This window comes from Mycobacterium appelbergii, from assembly GCF_032883035.1.
In the GTDB taxonomy this organism is placed as follows: Bacteria; Actinomycetota; Actinomycetes; order Mycobacteriales; family Mycobacteriaceae; genus Mycobacterium; species Mycobacterium appelbergii.
Map to the genome: position 1 here is coordinate 437,281 of NZ_JAMQTH010000002.1, position 21,297 is coordinate 458,577.

20 protein-coding genes are annotated in these 21,297 nt (G+C 65.8%); 11 read left to right on the top strand and 9 right to left on the bottom strand.

Translation table 11 applies throughout. The features are described from left to right. Positions 1-53: 53 nt before the first annotated feature. Positions 54-1,058, top strand: a complete 1,005-nt coding sequence (locus M1247_RS06370; RefSeq protein WP_317155425.1) for a Rieske 2Fe-2S domain-containing protein — start codon at positions 54-56, stop codon at positions 1,056-1,058. A gap of 1 nt (position 1,059) precedes the next feature. Here M1247_RS06370 and M1247_RS06375 read toward each other — a convergent pair whose 3' ends face one another. From M1247_RS06375 to M1247_RS06385, 3 genes are read right to left on the bottom strand one after another with little or no spacing between them, the layout of a single operon-like run. Then, entirely contained in the window at positions 1,060-2,076 is a 1,017-nt protein-coding gene (locus tag M1247_RS06375; protein WP_317155426.1) for a DUF2889 domain-containing protein, read from the bottom strand. Between the two features lie 10 nt (positions 2,077-2,086). Next, the gene (locus M1247_RS06380) at positions 2,087-2,515 is read right to left on the bottom strand and encodes a Zn-ribbon domain-containing OB-fold protein (protein ID WP_317155427.1); all 429 of its coding nucleotides are present in this window, start codon (positions 2,513-2,515) and stop codon (positions 2,087-2,089) included. A gap of 1 nt (position 2,516) precedes the next feature. After that, positions 2,517-3,704, bottom strand: coding sequence for a thiolase family protein (locus M1247_RS06385; RefSeq protein ID WP_317155428.1), 1,188 nt, complete (start codon positions 3,702-3,704; stop codon positions 2,517-2,519). A 102-nt stretch (positions 3,705-3,806) separates the two neighbouring features. On the opposite strand from M1247_RS06385, the gene M1247_RS06390 reads away from it, so the two are divergent. The 3 genes from M1247_RS06390 (at position 3,807) to M1247_RS06400 (ending at position 7,087) form a co-directional block, all read left to right on the top strand. Continuing rightward, positions 3,807-4,265 (top strand): MaoC family dehydratase, encoded by a 459-nt coding sequence (locus M1247_RS06390; protein ID WP_317155429.1) that lies wholly within the window; start codon positions 3,807-3,809, stop codon positions 4,263-4,265. Between the two features lie 64 nt (positions 4,266-4,329). Beyond that, the gene (locus M1247_RS06395; RefSeq protein ID WP_317155430.1) at positions 4,330-5,523 is read left to right on the top strand and encodes a thiolase family protein; all 1,194 of its coding nucleotides are present in this window, start codon (positions 4,330-4,332) and stop codon (positions 5,521-5,523) included. A 10-nt stretch (positions 5,524-5,533) separates the two neighbouring features. Continuing rightward, positions 5,534-7,087, top strand: coding sequence for an AMP-binding protein (locus M1247_RS06400; RefSeq protein WP_317155431.1), 1,554 nt, complete (start codon positions 5,534-5,536; stop codon positions 7,085-7,087). Here the strand turns inward: M1247_RS06400 and M1247_RS06405 are convergent, their stop codons facing one another. Next, positions 7,088-7,585: a CAP domain-containing protein gene (locus M1247_RS06405; protein ID WP_410506820.1), complete on the bottom strand. Its 498-nt coding sequence runs from the start codon at positions 7,583-7,585 to the stop codon at positions 7,088-7,090. Positions 7,586-7,636: 51 nt separating this feature from the next. Here M1247_RS06405 and M1247_RS06410 point away from each other — a divergent pair, with 51 nt between their 5' ends. Further along, entirely contained in the window at positions 7,637-7,987 is a 351-nt protein-coding gene (locus M1247_RS06410) for a DUF732 domain-containing protein (protein ID WP_410506821.1), read from the top strand. Here the strand turns inward: M1247_RS06410 and M1247_RS06415 are convergent. After that, a complete protein-coding gene (locus M1247_RS06415) occupies positions 7,966-9,282 on the bottom strand; it encodes a TetR family transcriptional regulator (protein ID WP_317155432.1) in 1,317 nt (438 codons plus the stop codon). The genes M1247_RS06410 and M1247_RS06415 overlap by 22 nt on opposite strands. A 60-nt stretch (positions 9,283-9,342) precedes the next feature. Beyond that, complete coding sequence (locus M1247_RS06420) at positions 9,343-9,651, bottom strand: acyl-CoA synthetase (RefSeq protein WP_317155433.1); 309 nt, start codon at positions 9,649-9,651, stop codon at positions 9,343-9,345. A gap of 102 nt (positions 9,652-9,753) precedes the next feature. Here M1247_RS06420 and M1247_RS06425 point away from each other — a divergent pair, with 102 nt between their 5' ends. After that, a complete protein-coding gene (locus M1247_RS06425; RefSeq protein ID WP_317155434.1) occupies positions 9,754-10,953 on the top strand; it encodes an amidohydrolase family protein in 1,200 nt (399 codons plus the stop codon). Between the two features lie 6 nt (positions 10,954-10,959). Here the strand turns inward: M1247_RS06425 and M1247_RS06430 are convergent, their stop codons facing one another. Continuing rightward, positions 10,960-12,561 carry an FAD-dependent oxidoreductase gene (locus M1247_RS06430; RefSeq protein ID WP_317155435.1) on the bottom strand — a complete coding sequence of 534 codons (1,602 nt, stop codon included), beginning with the start codon at positions 12,559-12,561 and terminating at the stop codon, positions 10,960-10,962. 26 nt (positions 12,562-12,587) lie between these two features. Next, entirely contained in the window at positions 12,588-13,742 is a 1,155-nt protein-coding gene (locus M1247_RS06435) for an acyl-CoA dehydrogenase family protein (RefSeq protein WP_317155436.1), read from the bottom strand. A gap of 330 nt (positions 13,743-14,072) precedes the next feature. Here M1247_RS06435 and M1247_RS06440 point away from each other — a divergent pair, with 330 nt between their 5' ends. The 3 genes from M1247_RS06440 (at position 14,073) to M1247_RS06450 (ending at position 17,892) form a co-directional block, all read left to right on the top strand. After that, the gene (locus M1247_RS06440; RefSeq protein ID WP_317155437.1) at positions 14,073-14,267 is read left to right on the top strand and encodes a ferredoxin FdxE; all 195 of its coding nucleotides are present in this window, start codon (positions 14,073-14,075) and stop codon (positions 14,265-14,267) included. Between the two features lie 76 nt (positions 14,268-14,343). After that, positions 14,344-16,677 carry an acyl-CoA dehydrogenase family protein gene (locus M1247_RS06445; RefSeq protein WP_317155438.1) on the top strand — a complete coding sequence of 778 codons (2,334 nt, stop codon included), beginning with the start codon at positions 14,344-14,346 and terminating at the stop codon, positions 16,675-16,677. A gap of 27 nt (positions 16,678-16,704) precedes the next feature. Next, complete coding sequence (locus M1247_RS06450) at positions 16,705-17,892, top strand: acyl-CoA dehydrogenase family protein (RefSeq protein ID WP_317155439.1); 1,188 nt, start codon at positions 16,705-16,707, stop codon at positions 17,890-17,892. Between the two features lie 4 nt (positions 17,893-17,896). Here the strand turns inward: M1247_RS06450 and M1247_RS06455 are convergent, their stop codons facing one another. Then, entirely contained in the window at positions 17,897-18,868 is a 972-nt protein-coding gene (locus M1247_RS06455) for an acyl-CoA dehydrogenase family protein (protein ID WP_317155440.1), read from the bottom strand. Positions 18,869-18,963: 95 nt separating this feature from the next. On the opposite strand from M1247_RS06455, the gene M1247_RS06460 reads away from it, so the two are divergent. Together M1247_RS06460 and M1247_RS06465 are read left to right on the top strand one after the other, a co-directional pair. Beyond that, a complete protein-coding gene (locus M1247_RS06460; protein ID WP_317155441.1) occupies positions 18,964-20,514 on the top strand; it encodes a class I adenylate-forming enzyme family protein in 1,551 nt (516 codons plus the stop codon). Next, positions 20,511-21,296, top strand: coding sequence for an enoyl-CoA hydratase-related protein (locus M1247_RS06465; RefSeq protein WP_317155442.1), 786 nt, complete (start codon positions 20,511-20,513; stop codon positions 21,294-21,296). The genes M1247_RS06460 and M1247_RS06465 overlap by 4 nt, the downstream gene beginning before the upstream one ends. Position 21,297 lies beyond the last annotated feature (1 nt).

Here is a 21,297-nt window from a genome sequence, read left to right on the forward strand (position 1 = left end):
CTGAGGGGCGCGATGACCGTCGGCGACACGATGTCGACATCGAAGGAGTCAACATGAAGGGCCTGCCCAGCATGCAGCCGACCGGATGGTTTCAGGTCGGCTGGAGCGCGGACCTCGCTGTGGGCGATGTGATCGGTTTGCACTATTTCGGTGTCGAGCTCGTCGCCTTCCGTGACCTGGACGGCGAAGTGCATGTGCTGGACGCGCACTGCCAACATCTCGGGGCCAACCTGACGAACGGCTGCGTAGTGGAGGATGGTATCCAGTGCCCCTTCCATGGCTGGGTGTGGAGCGGCCAGGGCCGCAACGTGCGGATCCCGTATGAGCAGCGTCCCAACCGTGGACGTAAGGTGCGGTCCTGGCCGGTGACCGAACTCAACGAATCCATCTACATCTGGCATGATGCGGCCGGACGCGCTCCGACGTGGGAGGTGCCCGAAGGGCTACGGGTGCTAGGGGATCACATCCATGATCGGGAGTACTTCCCTGTTGGGCCGGAAGCACGGATCAGGTTCGAAGGGATCCATGTGCATCCGCAGGTCATCGCCGAGAACGCAGTCGACCCCCATCACTTTCGATTCGTCCATCACACCCCGGTGAGCCCGACTGTGCTGCGGGAGAGCAGCAATGAATCCACGTGGGCGGCCAAAGTCGGCTTCGGCCGACGGTGGAGCGAGGGCATCGACATCCCCGGGGAGACGATCAACACCCTTGAGATCTACTGGTCCGGTCTCGGTATCGCTTTCAACGGCGAGCACACCCGGGAGGGATACCGGATCATCAATATCTGCGCCACACCGGTCGACGATGAGACGTCAGATATCTTCTCCACGTACTGGATCGACGTGGCCAACGGTAACTACGAGCAACGTCTGACAGCCGCACAGACAGCATTGCCGGACGATATCGCCATCTGGGACAGTCAGGTCTACATGGACCCGCCAGGTCTGACGGCTTCTGAAGCCGCGGGATTCCGACAACTTCGCAACTGGGCGCGCGGCTTCTATCCTGAAACCGACACGGCCGCTGCAGGTCCCACGCTCTCCGACATCCGTTGACCTAGGCGCCGCCCACCCGGTCGATCAGTGCCCCGGCGTCGGCGACGCTGCGCAGCAGGTCATTGAGATGCGTGCACGTGCTGGTGCCGAAGAGTTCCTGGCGGACCCGGAAGTGTAGTTCGGGCAACGTCATCCCGACGATCCGCTCGGCGCTGGCGACCGCGCCGGGGCATTCCTGCCAGGGCAGCACCCGCGGCGTCGCGTGGGACTCTACGATCACCCCGCTCGTCGTATTCACGGCGGCGGTCAGCGTGTACTCGTGGATGATCGTCTCCACCCCGTCGGCCCGCACATACGTGTCGCGAAACATCGCGTCGATGCCGATTCGCTGCGCTGTCTGCTCGAAGACGTCGATGCGTCGTCGTCGTCGCATGCCGTGACGCGACAACTGCGAAACCGGATGCCAGGCAAGGGGATCGTCGGTGTGGTCGAGGTCGGGCGCTGCCGGGCCGGTGACGACGGCCGGATCGCCTGCCTCGAACGAGGTCATCAGCAGCCCGCCGGTCGCGAATCCCGCGCATTGATCGGCGACGGGTAGATAGCCGGACTTCCCGACATCACCGAGTACGCCGGACGCAGACAATGCGTGGCCCGAGGTCAGCGTCGCGACCGGGACGTCGTCGAGCAGTGTGTAGCGCAGGTCGCGGGCTCGCCGCAACTCTGGGGCTGCCTTGTCGGCCGCGGCGCGGAACCCGCTCATCGCCGGTGCGCCGGAAAGACGCGACGCCGCGGCGACCGGTGGTGTGACCTCGACGTGACGCACGACCCGGGCCACCAATTCGATGGTGGCCGACAGTCCGGCCGTACCGAATTCAGTTGCCGTGCCGTCGTCCTCGGTCCAGATATCGCGGGCCCGCCCGGTCAGGAACACGGGATCCAGAGAGCCCTTGTCGCGGGTCATATCGATCGACGTGGTCCGACGTGCGGAGCCACGGCGACGCGGCGGATTGCCGGTCGTGGGATGGTGCGGGCCGTGCAGGGGATGCAGCCCGAAAGGCGGGGTGCCCAGATCGGTCATCCCCTCGACCCTAGCCCTCCGGACGGAACGCGAAGGTCACCAGCGACGTGCCGTCAGGGGTCTCCAACGTGGTGGTGGTCGATACCAGGGGCTGGCCGATCTGCAGGTCGGCAGGGTCCGCATCGACGATCAGTGACTCGACCAGCACGCCTTCGGCCAACTCGACGAAGCCGACAACGTAGGGCTTGAACACTTTCGGATCCCGATTGCCCTTGTACGGCAGCGGCGGCGGGAACTCCTGTGTGGTGAACGTGTAAAGCGAACCGTGTGTGGACAACTCGATGGCTTCGATGTCGTCCTGGATCTCCGGTGCGCCGTCGAAGAGCTCCGGCCGCTCGGCCGGGAACTTCACCGCGCCCGACGAGCGCCTGCGTGACGCGAACAAGACCGCGCGCTCGCCGTCGACTCTGAACAGCCCCTCGGTGATCAGCGTCGTCATCTCAGGCCACCTCGATGACCATCGCGGCACCCATGCCGCCGCCTGCGCACATCGACAATACGCCGATTCCGCCACCGCGCCTGCGTAGTTCGTAGATCGCCGAGGTGACCATCCGGGCGCCTGTCGCTGCGATCGGATGTCCCAGGCTGATGCCCGACCCGTAGACGTTGACGATCTCCTCGTCGAGTCCGAGCTCACGGGCACACGCCACCGCCTGCGCGGCGAACGCCTCGTTGATCTCGAACAGCGCCACGTCCTCGATTTTGCGGCCGGCCAGCTCCAGTGCCTTTGGTATCGCCTTGATCGGTCCACTGCCGGTGCGGGTCGGGTCCAGCCCGACCTGGGTCCACGACAATACGTTGGCCAACACGTTCTGCCCGGTGCCGGGCGAGGCCAGCGCGACGACCGCTGCCGCGTCGTTGATGCCCGACGAGTTTCCCGCCGTCACCGTGAAGCCCTCGATCTCGGGATGCAGCACCTTGAGCCCGGCCAGCGACTCCATCGAACTGCCCCGCCGTGGATGCTCGTCCTCGGCGAACGTGATCGTGGTCCCGTCGGCCTGGGGCACCTGAATCGGGATGATCTCATCGGTGAACGACCCGGCGTCGATGGCCTTGATCGCACGTTGATGGCTACGCAATGCCCACTCGTCCTGGTCCTCGCGGGTGATCCCGTACTGGACGTTGCAGTTGTGCGCCACGGTGATGGACATGTCCATCGCGGGCGCTTCCGCGGTCGGCGGGTGCGATTCGGGGAACCACTGCTCGTAATCCTCGGCTGACTTGCCGTTGGTGAAGGCCTTGCGCTTCTGCAATATCGGCCCGGTGGAGATCGACTCCATGCCGCCGGCCAGGATGGCGTTACTCATGCCCGCCGCAATCTGTCCGGCGCCGATGGCGATCGCCGACAGGCTCGACGCACATTGGCGGTTGACCGCGATCCCGGGAAGATCGGTCAGTCCGAGGGCCACCGCGATGTAGCGGGCACTGTCGCCGCCGCCCTGCATGCTCTCGGCCAGGACGAAATCGTCGTATGCGGCGGCATCCAGACCGGAGCGTTCGATGACGGCTGTCACCACCGGTTTGGCCAGTTCGACAGCTGCCATATTGGCCAGCGTGCCTTTGCGTGCCGTTCCGATCGGTGTGCGAGCTGCGGCCACGATGGCTGCGCGGGACGTGGTGGTGGCCATGGGTCTCCCTGATCGTCGTGGGGCTGGCTGCCCGATGAGTTGGCTCAGTCTATACCGTTATATAGATAGCGGTATTTTGGGTAGGGACGACAGGAGCAGTCAATGAAGGTGATCGGGTCGATTGACGAAGCAGAGCAGGCACTCGGAGAAGAGCTCGGCGTCGGTGAATGGCGGCTGGTCGACCAGAAGATGATCGATGCCTTTGCCGACATCACCGACGATCACCAGTGGATCCATGTCGACGTGGAGCGGGCGAAGGTTGAAAGCCAATACGGGGCGACGATCGCGCACGGTTTCCTGACGCTGTCCTTGATTCCGACGCTCTCCGCGGACAATTACCGGATCGTGAACTCGAAGATGCGGCTCAACTACGGGCTGAACAAGGTCCGGTTCCTGGCGGCGGTGACCGCGAACAGTCGCATCCGTGCCCGGTCGGTACTCAGTGAGGTTGCGAGGGTCGATGATGCGACGGTCAATCTGACCATGCGCCACACCGTCGAACTCGACGGCTCGGAGAAGCCCGCCGCGGTGGTGGATGTGATCGTGCGCGCCATCTTTTGAGCCAGTCGCGGGGGACGTACGGTGAATGCGTTAAACATATGACGAGAGCGGAGCGGGATCGCACATGAGTAGAGGTCCGTTCGACGGGAAGGCCGTCCTCACCGGGGCGGGTAAGTCGCAGGTCGGTCGCAGGCTGGGCCGAACCGGGCTCGACCTGACGCTGGAGGCGGTGTTGCGGGCCATCGAGGACGCCGGTCTCGGCGTCGACGATGTGGACGGCATCGCGAGCTACCCGGGACCGGGTGTGCCCGATGCCGGATTCTCCGGCGCCACCGTCCAGGAAGTCCGCAACGCGCTGGGGCTGCGTTCCCGCTGGTACATGTCGGCGATGGAGACCGCCGGTCAGATCGGTCCGGTGATCGAGGCGTGCATGGCGGTGAGCCTCGGGTTGGCCAACCACGTGGTGGTGTACCGGTCGGTCTGGGAGTCCACGGCGGCGCAGCAGGCCGGTGGCGGCCGCGCCTCGGTGCTGTTCGGCGGCGGTGAACTGCCGCCGCACCTGGAGTGGACGGCACCGTTCGGCGCGCTGTCGGCGGCGAACTGGCTGGCGATGCCCGCACAGCGCTATATGCACGACTTCGGTTTGACCCGTGAACATCTCGGCCGCATCGCGATCAACGCCCGCACCAACGCCGGGCGCAACCCTGACGCGGTGTACCGCGATCCGATGACGATGGAGGACTACCTCGGCGTCCGGATGATCTCCGAGCCGTTGTGCCTGTACGACTGCGATGTGCCGTGCGACGGAGCGACCGCCGTGATTGTGTCTCGCCGCGACGGCGCGGCAGGCCTGCCTCGGCAGCCGCTGACGGTGGAGTCCGTCGGACCGGGCATGTTCGAACGCGCCACCTGGGACCAGCGTGCAGACATCACGACGATGGCTGCCCACGATTCGGCCGCCACACTGTGGGAGCACACCTCTTTGACGCCGGCAGATGTGGACATGGCGCAGCTCTACGACGGCTTCTCCTTTCTGACCGTGATGTGGTTGGAGGCGCTGGGCTTCTGCGACCACGGCAAGGTCGGCGAATTCTTAGGAGATGGTTCGACCATCTCCCTGGATGGCGCGCTGCCGATCAACACCAGTGGCGGTCAGCTCTCCGGCGGCCGGTTGCACGGCATGGGCTTCCTGCACGAAGCATGCGTGCAGATGTGGGGCGAAGGTGGCGAACGGCAGGCCCCGAAGACGCCCGAGGTGGTGGCGGTCGGTGTGGGCGGAGGACCGGTTGCCGGTTCGATGCTGCTGAGTAGCAGGTAATCCCGTCGATATGGGGAGCGCCGACACCGGAGACATGACGCTCGGCGACATCGTCACCGACAACGCCGTGCGCTTCCCCGACGTGGCTGCCTACCGGCACGGTGATCGCAGCGTCAGCTACGCGCAGTTGCGTGAGCGGGCCGTGCGGCTGGTGTCGGCGATGGCCGCGGCCGGGGTGCGTCGTCAACAGCGCATCGCGGTGCTCAGCCGCAACAGCATCGAGTTCGGTGAACTGAACGCCGCCGTCCACCTCAGTGGAATCGTCATGGTCACCATCAACTTCCGGCTCTCACCGCCGGAGATCGACGGCATGCTGCGCCGGGTGGAGCCGTCGATCGTATTCGTCGCCGACGAGTTCGTTCCTGTCGTCCTCGGTCTCGTGGCCGGCCTGCCGTCGCGGCCGGCGGTGGTGGCGATCGGCGGTGAACCACAGCCGGGGGCCGTCGACTACGAAGCCTTCCTCGGCAGCGGGCGGGGTGGCGAGCTCGCGTTTGTTGCCCGGCCTGAGGACATCGCGTACCTGCTGTTCACCAGCGGTACCACCGGTGCGTCGAAGTGCTGCATCCTGGGGCAGCGTGAGATGCGTGCGGTCGCGCTGACCATGAACAATGAGATGTGTTGTGGCACTGCCGATTGTGCGTTGATCACCATGCCGATGTTCCACGTCGGGGCGCTGGCGATCGTCGGTGGGCTGCATGCCCGCGGCGGAACTGTGGTGCTGCAGCAGCAGTTCGACGTCGCCGACGCGGTTCGGTTGATCGCCGCCGAGCGAATCACGGTGCTGCACCTGGCGCCCGTCATGCTGAGGGCACTTCTCGACGAGATGGTGGACGGTACGGCGGTGGAATCGGTACGCACGGTGGTGTACTCGGCAGCGCCGATAACGGCGGCCATATTGCGGCGCGCGATGTCGGTGCTGCCCGGAGCGGGGTTCCTGAACCTCTACGGACAGACCGAGGCCATCGTGTCCGGGCTGCCGAGGGAACTGCACGCGCTCGACGGCCCGGATGCCGAGCGGCGGCTGTGCTCGGTCGGGTTTCCGTTCCCCGGCACGAGGATTCGCATTGTCGACGAGCATGGGCGCGATGTGCCCGCCGGGCAACCGGGCGAAATCGCCGTGCGATCCGGCTCGATGTTCCGCGGCTACTGGCAGGACCGGCCGGCGACCGAGGTGACGCTGCGCGACGGGTGGTGCCACACCGGCGATGTGGGCCGTGTGGACGAACGCGGGCTGCTGTACCTGGTGGACCGCAAGAAAGACGTGATCATCAGCGGTGGGGAGAACGTCTACTCGCCCGAGGTCGAGGACGCCGTCAGCGCGCTCGACGCGGTGGCGGCCTGTGCAGTGGTCGGCGTGCCCGACGACCGATGGGGCGAGGCGGTCTGCGCGGTCGTCGTGCCGACGGCCGGCGCCGCACCGACGCTGGAGACGTTGCAGGAGGGCATCCGAGAGAGCCTGGCCCGCTACAAGATTCCGCGGCGACTGGTGCTGGTCGCCGAATTGCCGGTGTTGGCCAGCGGCAAGGTGGACAAGAAGCGGCTCCGCGCCGATCTCGCGGGCTGACTACAGCGCGGGCTGCCCGTACACCGCGACCACCACGGAGCGGGCCAGGCTGTTCTCCGACCACACCCCGATGGCGGTGTTCGCGCAGTCCTGCATGATGGCCCGGCGCGGTGGGTCGTACCACCATTGGCCGAGGATCTCGATGCCGCTGATCGCCAGGGCCGGATTGATGGCCACGGTCTCGGTGGCTGTGCCGACGAAGCCCTGCCCGTTGGCCCGGTCCTGCGGCGTGGAGCCGTCGGAGCCGATGTCGCCGTCGAGATTAGGGTTGTTCAGCACGTCGAGGGCGTGCACGCGGGCCGCCTCGACCAGTCGACCGTCGAGCTTCGGCTCGGTCGGGCAGCCGTTCTGCTGCTGGGCGGTATAGATGTTGACGAACACGCTCTCGTTCAGCCGCTTGTTGTCGGCATGTGCCGACGGCAGCGCGACGGCAGGTGCGAGCCCGGACACCAGCGCCAGCGCCATCGCGCAACGTCGGGCAGTGCGGGAAACTGACATGGTTGAGCAGACTACCCGTAAACAGCTAAATGAATTACGCTTTGGTCCGTTATGAAGCGACTCATCTGGTCGGCCGGACTCACCGCACTGTGCGCTGCCGTTGTCACCGGTACGCCGGTGGCGCACGCGGATAACGTGGGCTACCTCGTCAATGTGACGGTGCGGCCGGGATACAACTTTGCCAACGCGGACGCGGCGCTGGCCTACGGCCACGGGGTCTGCGACAAGATCGCCGCGGGCAGAACCTATGCCCAGCTGGTCGGCGATCTCAAGGCCGACTTCAATACCACCGACGAATTCCAGGCTTCCTATCTCATCTCGCAGGCCGCTCAAGAGCTGTGTCCGGCCCAGATCTGGCAGTTGCGCAATTCGGCGGCAGGCTACGTCGGCGCACCGCGCTGAGCTCCAGCCGATCGCAGCAGGGAGCGTCGCAGCAGGTTCGTGATGAGGTGAGCGGCGCGTGCGTCGGTGTCGGCTTCGTCGGCCGCTGTCGGCTCGGTCATTCGGCCCAGCACCGCGAGGAACACCGCACCGGCCACTTTGCGGTCGATGACGGGTGGCAGTTCGACGGTGTCCAACAACGCGTTTACCGCCCGGTGGATCGCCCCGATACCGTGCTCCACCGCAGCGTCGGCGAGCTGCTCGGCAACGGTGCCGTCGAACCACGCCCGGATGACTCCGCGGTAGCCGCGGTGAAATCGCACATAACCCAGCATCCACCTCGTCAGCGCATCGGTGTCGGCGATCCGTGGCAGGGTCGCGGCGTGCTCCCCGACCTCGACCACCGCCCGGCGGGTGAGTTCGGCGAGGATCCTGTCTTTGGTGCTGAAATGCCGGTAGAGGGTGGCGCGGCTGATATCCGCGGCGGCCGCGATGTCCTCCATGCTGACCGCGTAATACCCGAGCTCGGCGAACAGTGCCGAGCTCACCGACAGCGCCTCCTGCGCGATCGGTGACAGTTCGACGTCCAGCGCGGCCGGCGTAGGCGCGGCTTCTTCGACAGACGCCTGCGGCATTTCCACCGACTCGGCAGCATCGCGCGCTGCGACAATCACCCCGTCGGGGGTGTCAGGAAACAACATCAGCTGCAACGCAACTGCCAGCGACCGCGCCACCACGTCGCGGGCAGGCAACGCGAACATAGCGCGGTGCCGGTAGAGATGGACCATGTGCGGGATGCGCATCAGCACTGCGGCCGCGTCGTCCGTGTCGAGCCCCTGAAGTTGTGCGGCGTGAAGCCGCGCGGTCACGCGCCGGCGGTACTCCTCGGCTACCGGGCCGGCGTCGATCACCGACAGTTCGGTGCCGATACCCGGGTACTCCGCGAATGCTGCTGCGTGGTCGTCATAGATGTCGGCCCATTCGGTGAGCCAGTCGTGTAGCGCGCCGAACCCGACCATCGTCGGGCCCAGATCGCCCAGACGTTCGCCGTGGTCGAGCACCGCCCGCCCGGCTGCGTCACTCAGTTCCCGAAAGATCTCCTCCTTGCCCGCGAAATACTGATACACGGTTGCCCTGGAGCAGTTCGCGGCCTTGGCAATGGTGTCCAGCGAGGTGCTGTGAAAGCCGTTGGCCAGGAACGCGTCGGCCGCACGGGCGACGATCCGTTCGCGTTTGTGCAGGCCGCGCCGACCGACGCCGACGTTGGAGGTAGGGGCATACCCGGGACGGCGTGTCTTGTCGGGAGTGGGCGCCATAGGAGAAGTATCCGGGTTGCGCAGCCTGAACGAGGCAAGCCCTGCCGCCGTCGCCATGATTCAGGCAGGTGGTGCCGGGAGGTTGCGTTTGGCCTTGCCGGGGTAGCCGAAGAACTTCTCGAAGTTGGCGTCGTTGATGGGCTGGGCGCTGTTGCGCTTCGCCGCGGCACGCAGCGCTTCGAGACGAGCGTCCGCCTTCTCGACGCCTGCCGGAGACCCGGTACGTCGCAGTTCCGCCAGCGCCGCCGCGGCTGTCTCGACCTCGATCCGCAATCGTTCGCCGGCCTCCCCGAAAGTCAGCAGGTCATGGTCGTCCTCGTCGATCTTCTCGCGTGCGCCCGCGTTGTCGCCGTGATCCGAGGTGTTCATGTCGTGGCTCTCAATCGGTAGACGAAAGTGTCCTGCGCCATATAGTCTGTGAGATGAACCGTCAGAAAACAAGACGAAATGTCAGAAAAGAAGGAGCGCGTTGTGCCGCTTCAAGATGAGCACCAGATCGTGTCCGTCGACGACCATCTCGTCGAGCACCCGCGGGTATGGCAGGACCGCCTGCCGCAGCGGTTCCTCGAGGCCGGGCCACGGATACTCGACATGGACGGCAAGCACATGTGGAGCTATGACGGGCAGATTTTCCCCACCATCGGGCTCAACGCGGTGGCGGGTAAGCCGCCCGAGGAGTGGGGGATGGACCCGGTTCGCTACGAGGACATGATCCCCGGTTGTTACGACCCGGCCGCCAGGATCGCCGACATGGACGTTGACGGCGTGCAGGCCGCGCTGTGCTTCCCCTCGTTCCCGGGGTTCGGCGGTGGCACCTTCTATCGCGCCAAGGACAAGGAACTCGCGCTGTTGTGCGTGAAAGCGTGGAACGACTTCTACATCGACGAGTGGTGTGCCACCGCACCGGATCGGTACGTCCCGTTGGCGATCCTGCCGGTGTGGGATATCGACGCGACGGTCGCCGAGGCGCAGCGAGTGGCGGCGAAAGGGGCACGGACGGTGTCGTTCCCGGACAGCCCGGTGCCGCTGGGTCTGCCGTCTTTTCATTCCGATCACTGGGATCCACTGTGGCGGGTGTGTTCTGAGACCAGGATGCCGGTGTCGCTGCACTTCGGTTCGGGGTCGTTTGTTCCCGGGTTTTCGTTCTCGTCGATGAAGCCCGTGCCCGGCCAGATGGTCATTCCGGACGCCCCTTTCGCCGTGGCGATCACCCTGTTCTCGTGCAACTTGATGTGGAGCACAGTGGATTTGTTGTTCTCGGGCAAGTTGCAGCAGTTCCCGGAGCTGCAGATCTCGCTGGCCGAGGGTGGGATCGGTTGGGTGCCCTACATCTTGGAGCGCTCGGACTACGTGTGGGAGCGCCACCGTTATTACCAGGACATCGATTTCGACGCCCGCCCGTCGGATCTGTTCGGTAAGCATTTCTGGGGTTGTTTCATCGATGACGAGCACGGGTTGAAGAACCGTCACGAGATCGGGATCGACCGGATCACCTTGGAGATCGACTTCCCGCACAGCGATTCCAACTGGCCCAACTCGCGCAAGCGGGCTGCCGAGGTGCTCGCCGATGTGCCGGACGACGAATGCTCACTGATCGTCGAGCAGAACGCCCGCCGCATGCTCAACTTCCCGCGGGTGACCACCGGCGAACACGAATTGGCCGGCGTCTGAACGGGTTCAGGCCTTCGCCGCCGACACCATGTCGGCTACGGCGGTGAATTTGACGCGGGGCCGGGACATCTCGGCCCCGCGTCGACGTTCGGCGGCGTCGATCGCCCGCCAACCCGCCCATCCGATCGGCGCCGATCCGCGTTCGTCGAGCAGGCGTCCGATGCCTGCAGGGTCAGCCACTGCGGGGGCCAACCTGTCGGCATGAAAGTCCTCCAGCAGAGCGGCGACCGTTTCGTCCGCGCAGACTCGGTTGGTACCGATGACGCCACGTGGTCCGCGTTTGATCCACCCCGTCACGTAGACGCCGGGTACGGGCTGCCCATCTTCATCGCTGACGCGCCCGCCCTCGTTGGGAACCACGCCTCTTGCTGCGTCGAAAGGCAGCGGCTCGATCGCCGATCCTTGATATCCGATGGCACGCAGAATCAGTGACGCCGCGAGCTCGCTTTCCGCCGCGCCGTTGGTTGCCACGCGTAGGCCTTCGACTCGGTCGGAGCCGACCACTTCGGTCGGAGACACGGCAAATCGGAAGACGATCCGCTTGTTCGAACCGGTGCTGGACCGGTCTGCGTACTCGCGCGCGATCCGGAGTTTCAGGGCAGTCTCGACATCGTCGTCCGGGCAGATCGCCAAGTCGGCGCTGTCGACGACGATGTCGACTCCGGGGAGGTGACCGAGGGCGAGGAACTCGCCTGCGGAGAACGCCGCGTCACGGGGGCCGCGTCGTGCAAGAATCACGACCTCGCGAATCCTGCTGTCGGACAGGGCAGCCAAGGCGTGTGGTGCGATGTCGGTGGTCGCCAGATGGTCGGTGTCGAGCAACAGCACTCTCGCGACATCGAGCGCGACATTACCGTTACCGATGATTACGGCTCGCTCTCCGGACAGCTCGAACACATGGTGGGCGTGCTCCGGATGACCGTTGTACCAGCCCACGAAGTCGGCGGCTGAGTGATTGCCGGGTAGTTCGCTACCGGGTACGTCGAGATCCCGGCTGCGTGATGCACCGACCGCATAGATGACGGCATGGTGATGCGCCAACAACTCGTCGTGGGTCAGGTCTGAACCGATCTCGACGTTGAGATGACATTCGAAGCGCTTGTTGCTGAAGGTGTGCTCGAAGATTCGCACGACAGACTTGGTGTGCTGGTGGTCCGGCGCGACACCGGCGCGGATCAGCCCGAAGGGTGTGGGGAGGCGTTCGAAAAGATTGACCTCGACGCCGTCGACCCCGATCAGCGCGGTAGACGCATAGCAGGCAGCGGGACCGGCACCGACGACGGCAACCCGTAGCGCACCTGGTTTGACTGCCTGCCGCTCCAACGGTGTTTCTCGGCTGTGGGTCTGCAGTGGATTCTGTTCGAAGTAACCGGCGTTGATCTCGCGGAACCGTTCCTGGTCGGGTGGCAGGTCCTCGTCGTAGAAGATCGCGTCGACCGGGCATTCCTCGAGGCACGCACCGCAGTCGATGCAGGCTTCGGGATCGATGTACAGCATTTCGGTGCCGGTGAATTCGCCCGCGCCGCCCACCGGTTGGATGCAGCTCACCGGGCAGACCGGGACGCAACTGCCGTCTTTGCAGCAGTTCTGCGTGATGACGTAGGCCATGGTCGATCCCCCGTTCGCTGCGTGGGTTACAGGGCGCCGCGGGAGACCAGTTGCGCGGCGATGACGTTGCGCTGGATCTCGTTCGTGCCTTCACCGACGATCATCAGTGGGGCGTCGCGGAAGTAGCGCTCGACGTCGTACTCGGTCGAATATCCGTAACCGCCGTGGATGCGGACGGCGTCCAGGGCGATCTGCATGGCGACCTCGGAGGCGAACAGTTTGGCCATCCCGGCTTCCATATCGCAGCGTTCACCGCTGTCGTAGCGTTCCGCGGCGTGCCGGGTGAGTTGTCGGGCAGCGGTGAGTTTGGTCGCCATATCGGCCAGATAGTTGCCCACCGACTGGTGTTTCCAGATCGGCTGACCAAAGCTCTCGCGTTCCTGCGAGTATTTGAGGGCGTCCTCGAATGCCGCGGTGGCCACGCCGAGAGCTCGAGATGCCACTTGAATACGGCCTGTTTCAAGACCTTTCATCATGTGAGCAAATCCCTTACCGGGCTCGCCGCCGAGTATTGCGGACTGTGGCACCCGGCAGTCGTCAAACGAGAGTTCGCAACTCTCCACGCCTTTGTAGCCGAGCTTCGGCAGATCCCGCGATACGGTCAGGCCCGGCCCGTGCTCCACCAGCACCACCGAGATGCCGCGATGCCGCGGCGAAGCCGCCGGGTCCGTCTTGCACAGCAGGGCAATCAGATTGGATCGACGGGCGTTGCTGATCCAGGTTTTCGTGCCGTTGACGACCAACTCGTCGCCATCGGCGCGCGCCGTGGTCGTCATCGCCTGCAGATCCGACCCGCCACCGGGTTCGGTGAGTGCCATCGTCGCCCGGATCGCGCCGGTTGCCATGTCCGGTAAATACTTTCGACGCTGTGCCTCGGTGCCGAACAACGAGATCAACTTGGCGACCACGGTGTGTCCACCCATCGCACCGGCCAAACTCATCCAGCCTCTGGCGAGCTCCTGTGTCACCTGCACGTAGCACGGCATCGACACGGGTGATCCGCCGTACTCCTCGGGTACGGCCAGGCCGAAGATCCCGATGCGCTTCATCTGCTCGATCCACGCGTGCGGGTACTCGTTCGCGTGTTCGATCTCGCGCACCGTGGGTTTCACGTCACGGTCGATGAACGTCCGCACCGTGTCGACCAGCATGGTCTCTTCGTCGTTGAGTTCGGACGTCATTCGTGGACCTTCCTGCGAGCATCGGCGACGCTTCATTCGTAGCGTATATCGATGTCAGAAGCAAGTGATTGATCGCTTCGGCTTGAGGCTCATGAAGAAGGATAACTGCATGGTATAGCGCATATCTAATACAGTGGAAATGATGACGGTTATGTCAGAAACGGCGAGTTGCCCGGATCGGGCCGCCGGGTGGACCCACCTTTTGACCGACGCCGTGGGGCGCGGTCGACGATCGGCGATCCGGTGAAAAGTAAATAGTTAATCCTTTAGTCTTATGGCGTTGAGTTTCGGCGCCGCCACCAACACTGGCGGTCGAGCGGAGGAGGTCGCATGAAGGTTCGTCTTGAGCAGTCGAAATGTGTGGGGCACGCACAGTGCTACGCCGTTGATCCGGAGCTGTTTCCGATCGATGACTCGGGCTACTCGATTCTCGAGTCGACCGAAGTCAGCCCTGAAGACGAGCAGCGCGTCCGCGACGGTGTTGCCGCATGCCCTGAACTGGCTCTGGTGCTCGAAGAAGGGTGACCAGGGCTTGCCAACCGGCAGCACCCTCGTCACTATGCTTACATAGTTAACCAGGTTGTAGTAGTAACGAGGTGTGATGCAGACAGCTGATTGGCGCGCCCGACTGGAGTCGCTACTCGCCGAGTTTCGTGATCGCCAGAATCAAACCGTGCGGCCCGGCGTCACGTTGGACCGGATCGAGTCGGCGCGGGCATGGCATGCCGAATTGGTGGACAACGGGTTGGCCGCGCCGGGGTGGCCGCGTGCGGTGGGTGGTCTGGACCTGTCGCTCGCCGACCAGTTGGACTACTACCGGATGACCACGGACGCCGGTGCTCCGCCGCATCCGTGCCCGCTGTCGTTCATCCTGGCCCCCACCCTGATCACGCACGGCACTCAACAGCAGAAGGATCGCTTCCTCCAACCGCTGCTGCGCGCGGACGAGTTCTGGTGCCAAGGCTTTTCAGAGCCGGGCGCGGGTAGTGACCTGTCATCACTGTCCACCCGAGCGGTTCGCGACGGAGACGTGTATCGGGTCACCGGCCAGAAGGTGTGGACCACGATGGCCGACCGGGCCGACTGGATGTTCGCACTGGTACGCACGGGCGCCGGCGATAAACCCAGCGACGGCATTACCTACCTGCTGATCCCGATGAACAGTCCCGGGATCACGGTGCGGCCCCTGCGCGACATCAGCGGAGCAGCGCACTTCGCCGAAGTGTTCCTTGACGACGTGGCCGTACCGGTCGAGAACCGGGTGGGCGACGAGGGCGCAGGCTGGTCGATCATGCGGACCTCGTTGGGGCACGAGCGGGCCACCGCGTTCCTCGCCGACGAATTCAAGTACCGGCGCACCGTCGACCGGGTGGCCGAACTGGTCGCGTCCCGTGCGCTCGACCACGATCCGCTGGTCCGCCAGGACGTCGCCCGACTGGAGTCCGGGGTGCGCACCATCGCCGCCAACAGCGCCCGCGCGCTGGCCGCGGTACTGCGCGGTGAGGACCCCGGCGGGGTGGCCTCGGTGAACCGGCTGGTCAAGTCGGAGTTCGAACAGCACCTGCACGCCCTCGCGCTACGCGCGGCGGGTCCGCACGCTGCGCTGGGCAGTCGGGCGCCGGACGCGGTGGACAACGGGCGCTGGACATTCGGGTACCTGATGAGCCGGGCCACGACGATCGGCGCAGGTACTGCCGAGATCCAGCGCAACACCATCGCCGAGAGTGTGCTCGGCCTGCCGTCATACCGCGGTGAGGGCGTCCGGCCTGCGGCGGTCTCCCCGGGCGCACCGCTGGCTGTGCCCGAGGAAGACGAGGGTGAACTTCGCGATGTGCTGGCGAAGACGCTTTCCGCCAAGGTGGACGTGACGACGCTGCTCGATCGGAAGCGCCCGGTCGATGCGACCGACCCCGCCGTATGGTCGGCGCTCGTCGAATTCGGGCTGCCTGGCCTGGCTGTCGCTGAATCGTCGGGCGGCGGCGGTGCGCGGCCAAGGCTGCTCTACGCTGCCGTCGAGGAGGCCGGCAAGGCACTGGCGGCCGCACCATTGGTCCCGACCGTGACTGCACTCGACGTCGCTGTGCAATGCGCGGCAAAGGATTTGGTCCAGCGGATCACTGCGGGTGCACCGGCTGCGTTCGCCGTGCCGCTCAATGACGGCGGCTGGGTGACCCGCGGACCGGAGTTGCCCGAATGGGACGGAGCGGGACTCACCGGTGTGGTGCCGATCGTGGCGGGAGCACCGACTGCGGAGTGGTTGATCGTCCTGGCGCGCACCGCCGACGGAGCCGGTGCGAGCGCAGCGACGGGAGATGATCTGGTCCTCGTTGCCGTCGACACCACCGCGACCGGCGTCGCGGTGACCGCGCATCAGCCGCTCGATCTCACCGCAACGATCGGCGCCGTCACACTGACCGCCGCATCGGGCGAAGTACTGGCGGACGGAGCCGACGTGGACCAGGTGCTACGTATCGCGCGTCGGCAGGCCCTGTTGGCAGTAGCGGCCGATTCGGTTGGGGTTGCCGCCCGCGCCCTGGCGATGGCGGTCGAATGGGCGGGCGAGCGGCACCAGTTCGGCCGCGCCATCGGAAGTTTCCAGGCGATATCGCATCGGTGCGCCGACATCCTGGTCGCGCTGGAAGGCTCCCGCAGCCAGGTGCTGGAAGCCGCGGAGGCCGGTCTCGAAGGGGCCGAGTACCTGGTGGATCTTGCCGCTGCGTCCGCACTCGATGCCGCAGTCACCGCCACCGAGGGTGCACTGCAGATCCACGGGGGCATCGGATTCACCTGGGAGCACCCGATCCACCTGCTGCTGCGTCGTGCCCGGTCCAACGCCGTGCTGGTCGGTCGTGCCGACGCGTTGCGGGACCGCGCCGCGGGCGAGTTGCTCAGAGCGCTACAGGAGAAGCGCGTCGAGCAGGCACTGACTCGCTGACCACCACATCGAACAGGAAGACTGAACGTGGAATACGGTATGGGGCCCGAGCTGGAGGCTTTCCGCGCGCAGGTGCGGGCATTCATCGCAGAACACGCGCCGGCCATCCCGCCGCGGGCCGGGGTGCGCAGCGCCGAGAACGAGACCGAGCTCAGAGCGCTGAAGGACTGGACCGCAAGGCTGTTCGACGCGGGCTACGCCGGCGCGGACTGGCCCGTGGAGTTCGGCGGCCGAGACGACCACTCGGCCGAGCATGCGATCGTCGTCGGGGAGGAACTGGCCCGCGCGGGAGCTCCCGGGGTACAGAGCGGCAGCACCCTTGCCTCACACGCGCTGATCCACTACGGCACCGATGAGCAACGCCGTAGGCATCTGCCCGAGATCCGCGCCGGCCGCCAACTGTGGTGCCAGTTGTTCAGTGAGCCGGGCGCAGGAAGCGACCTGGCATCACTGCGCACCCGGGCGGTGCCCGACGGTAACACCTACACGGTCAGCGGACAGAAGGTGTGGACCACTGACGGGCACTGGGCCGACTACGGATACCTGTTGGCGCGCACAGATTCTGATGCGCCCAAGCACAAAGGCATCAGTGCCTTCGTCGTCGATATGTCCAGCCCCGGTATCACCGTTCGGCCACTGCGGGAACTGACCGGAACCTCGGATTTCAACGAGGTGTTCCTCGACAACGTCACGGTACCCGCCGACGCCATGATCGGTGTGCCAGGACAGGGGTGGGCGATTGCGAATGCCACGCTGGCGCACGAGCGGACCGGTGTGGGCGCGGTGGTGGTGAAGCTGCGGCTGGCAGTTCAGGCGCTCGCGGATCTGGCACGCCGGGTGCAACGCGGTGGTCGCCCGGCCATCGACAGTGATCTGGTGCGGGATCGGATCGGTGAGTTCAGCGCGGAGGTCGAAGCGCTGTCGGCATTGACCTACGCCAATGTGACGCGCTGGTCGCGCGGCACCGAGCGCATGCATGACGCCGCCATGGCCAAGCTGATGTTCAGTGAGCTCAATCTCGAAATGTCGCGGTTTGCCGTCGAACTCGGCGGAGAGGACGGGCTTCTGGTGGAAGGCGACCCCAATGCGCTCGATGCCGGCCGCTGGCAGGACGAGTGGCTCTACGCCCGCGCGTACACCATCGCCGGCGGCAGTTCGGAGATCATGCGCAACCTGATCGCCGAACGCGGCCTGGGACTACCCCGTGCCCGCTAGTTCGTCACCCGAGGACGAGCGCAGCGCGGTGATCGGCGACGGTGCCGTTGAGCGCCTCGTCGACCTTGATCCGGCGCAGCAGCAGATGCAGGTCGTGTTCCCAGGTGAATCCGATGCCACCGTGCACCTGAAGGGCATCGCCGGCCACCCTGGCGGCCGCCGATTTCGCGTACGCCGCGGCCGCCGACGCTGCGCGCGAGCGGTCGGCGCCGACTGCGGTGTCCAGGGCGAGGGCACCGGCCCACAGTGCCGCGCGGCCGGCCTCCACCGCGGTGACCATATCGGCGCAGTGATGCTTGACGGCTTGGAACGAGCCGATGGGCGCACCGAATTGCTCACGCTGACCGGCGTATTCGACCGTCATGTCCAACAGTCGGGCCGCCGCGCCCAGCGCGTCGAACGCCCGGTGCACCGCCAGCGCGTCCCGCGCCGCGGTCAGCGTTCCGGCCGGAAGTTCGGTTTCCTCGGCGGCGGCGTCGGGGTTCACCCGTGCCCACGATCGGGTCAGGTCGAAGGTCGCCATGGTGGCCAGCGTCGGTGCGGTAAGCAGCGCCAGGTACTCCTTCCCGCCGTCCTGGCGCGCCACCGCGATGGCGTCCATATCGGCGGCCATCGGTACCGGGGTGGCGGTCTGCTCACCCACAACGGCCAGGCCGATCAGCGAGGCCCCGTCGGTCTCGATGCCGGTGGAGTCGAGAAGCCAGGCGGCGATGGCCAGATCGGCGATCGGCAACGAGCTCGCGGAGTAACCGTGGGCTTCGGTGAGGACCGCGAGATCGACATGGGTGCCGCCCATTTCGGGGGTGAGCAGGGCCAGCAGTCCGGATTCCTCGGCGTGTGCGACCGCCGCGGGGTCGACGGTGACCGGCGCAGTGTCCAGCGCGGCACGCACGCGGAGCAGGGGATCGTGGCGGACCAGCCAGGCGCGTTCGGCCCCGGCCAGTTGGTCCTGCTCGTCGGTCAATCCGAAGTCCATGTGAATCCTTCCCACAACGTTGACCTAGTAAACCATGTCGATTAGGTTAAATAGAATACTGATTCTTCGGAAGAAGACTTCTTCGGAAAGTGGCAATGACGAACATCCGCGAGGCGCTGGGACGGCTGTGGGACGCGAACGACCACGCACGCATGCTGCAGTGCAACGGACATTGGGAGCCGTGGGGACGTGTCCGCGCACTCACCGAGCAGATCGACAAGGAGCTCGCCGCTGCAGGGTGCGGTGAGGGCGGCCGGGTGGCGGTCGTGCTGTCCAACCGAATGGAGTCCGTCGCCGCTCTCATCGCGATCTTCCGTGCCGGACGCACCCTGGTCATCGTCAGCCCCCTGCAGCCGCCGGAACGATTGAGCGCTGACCTTGCGGCGGCCGCAGTGCCTTACGTGCTGGCCCCGTCCGCGCTGTGGTCGCACGATGTCTTCACCCGCACCGTCGAGGACCTCCGCGCGACCGGGTGGAGCGTCGAGGGCGATGAGGTGATCGTGCAAGCGCGAGGCGCCGCACCCACGGGGGCCGGGGATGTCGCCGTCGCCGTCGAGATGCTGACGTCCGGTACCACGGGTGCCCCGAAACGTATCCCGCTGACCCGCGCTCAGCTGGATGCATCCCTGGCGGCGGCGCTGCAGCACAATGACCGGCCGGAACGACGGTCCAAACCGCCACTGACGGGAACCGTCGGTCTCGTGACGCTGCCGATCGTGCACATCGGCGGTCTCTGGTCGCTGTTGCAGTCACTGGTCGCCGCCAGGCCGGTCGCGATGTTGGATCGCTTCACCGTGCCGGCCTGGCATGCCGTGGTCAAAGAGTTCCGGCCCGCCGTGGCGGGCCTACCGCCGGCAGCGATGAGATCGGTGCTCGATTCCGAAATCCCCGCAGCCGATCTGGCGAGTATCCGTGCCATCAACGCCGGCACCAGCCCGGTCGACCCTGAACTGGTCGACGCGTTCTTCGAGCGCTACCACATCCCGGTCCTGGTGGTGTACGGCGCAACCGAATTCTCCGGTGCCGTGGCCGGTTGGACCGTCAAGGATTTCCACACCCGCTGGGCGCAGAAAAAGGGCAGCGTCGGACGCGCATTTCCCGGGGTGCGGTTGCAGATCGTCGATGCGGATGGCGCTGTGCTCGACGCTGGTGAAAAGGGCAGACTGCAAGTCGCCACTCCCCAGGCCGGCGGGTCGGATGACTGGATGACCACCAGCGATCTGGCACACCTGGACTCCGACGGTTTTCTCTACATCGATGGACGCGCCGACGACGTCATCGTGCGTGGCGGGTTCAAGGTGGCCCCGGAGACGGTGGTCCGGGCGCTGCGCGCACATTCGGCCGTCGCAGACGCGGCCGTGGCGCCGATTCCTGATCTCCGGTTGGGGCAGATCCCGGTTGCAGCTGTCGAATTGCGTGCCGGTGCCGGTGCCGACACCGACGGTGACGCTCTACGCCGGCACTGCCGTGCGGTACTCGCGCCGTACGAGGTGCCCGCGCAGATTTTCGTCGTCGATGCGCTACCCCGGGGCGCGGCGCTCAAGGTGGACCGCAGGGCCCTGTTGGCCATGCTGGCGGACCTCGGCGCCGGACAGGCAGACCCACACTCAGAGAACGCCGACAATCCGCAGAAGGAGAATTCATGACTGACGCCGCCATTGTGGAGCGGAGGGGCAACGTCGCCCTCATCACGATCAACCGGCCGGAGGCTCGCAACGCTGTCAACGGCGCCGTGAGCAATGCGGTCGGAGATGCATTGGAGGCGGCACAGAAGGATCCGGACGTGTGGGCGGTGGTGCTCACCGGTGCGGGCGACAAGTCGTTCTGCGCCGGTGCGGATTTGAAGGCGATCACACGTGGCGAGAACCTCTTTCACGACACAAACCCCGAATGGGGTTTTGCGGGCTATGTGCATCATTTCATCGACAAGCCCACCATCGCAGCGGTCAACGGCACTGCGTTGGGCGGTGGGTCGGAACTCGCGTTGGCCAGCGATCTGGTGGTGGCCGCCGAGAGCGCCAGTTTCGGGCTCCCCGAGGTCAAGCGCGGCCTGATCGCGGGCGCTGGTGGCGTGTTCCGGATCGTCGAGCAATTGCCACGCAAGGTGGCATTGGAACTGGTGTTCACCGGGGAGCCGATCACCGCCGCTGAGGCATTGCGGTGGGGTTTGATCAACCAGGTGGTGCCCGACGGCACCGTGGTGGAGGCCGCACTGGCGCTCGCCGAGCGGATTACGGTGAACGCGCCGTTGTCGGTACAGGCCAGCAAGCGACTCGCCTACGGTGCCGATGGCGGCGTCATCGCCGCCGAGGAGCCCAAGTGGGACCGCACCGCACGTGAGTTCACCGCCCTACTGAAAACCGAAGACGCACAAGAAGGCCCACTCGCCTTCGCGCAGAAACGTCAACCCGTATGGAAGGCACGCTGAC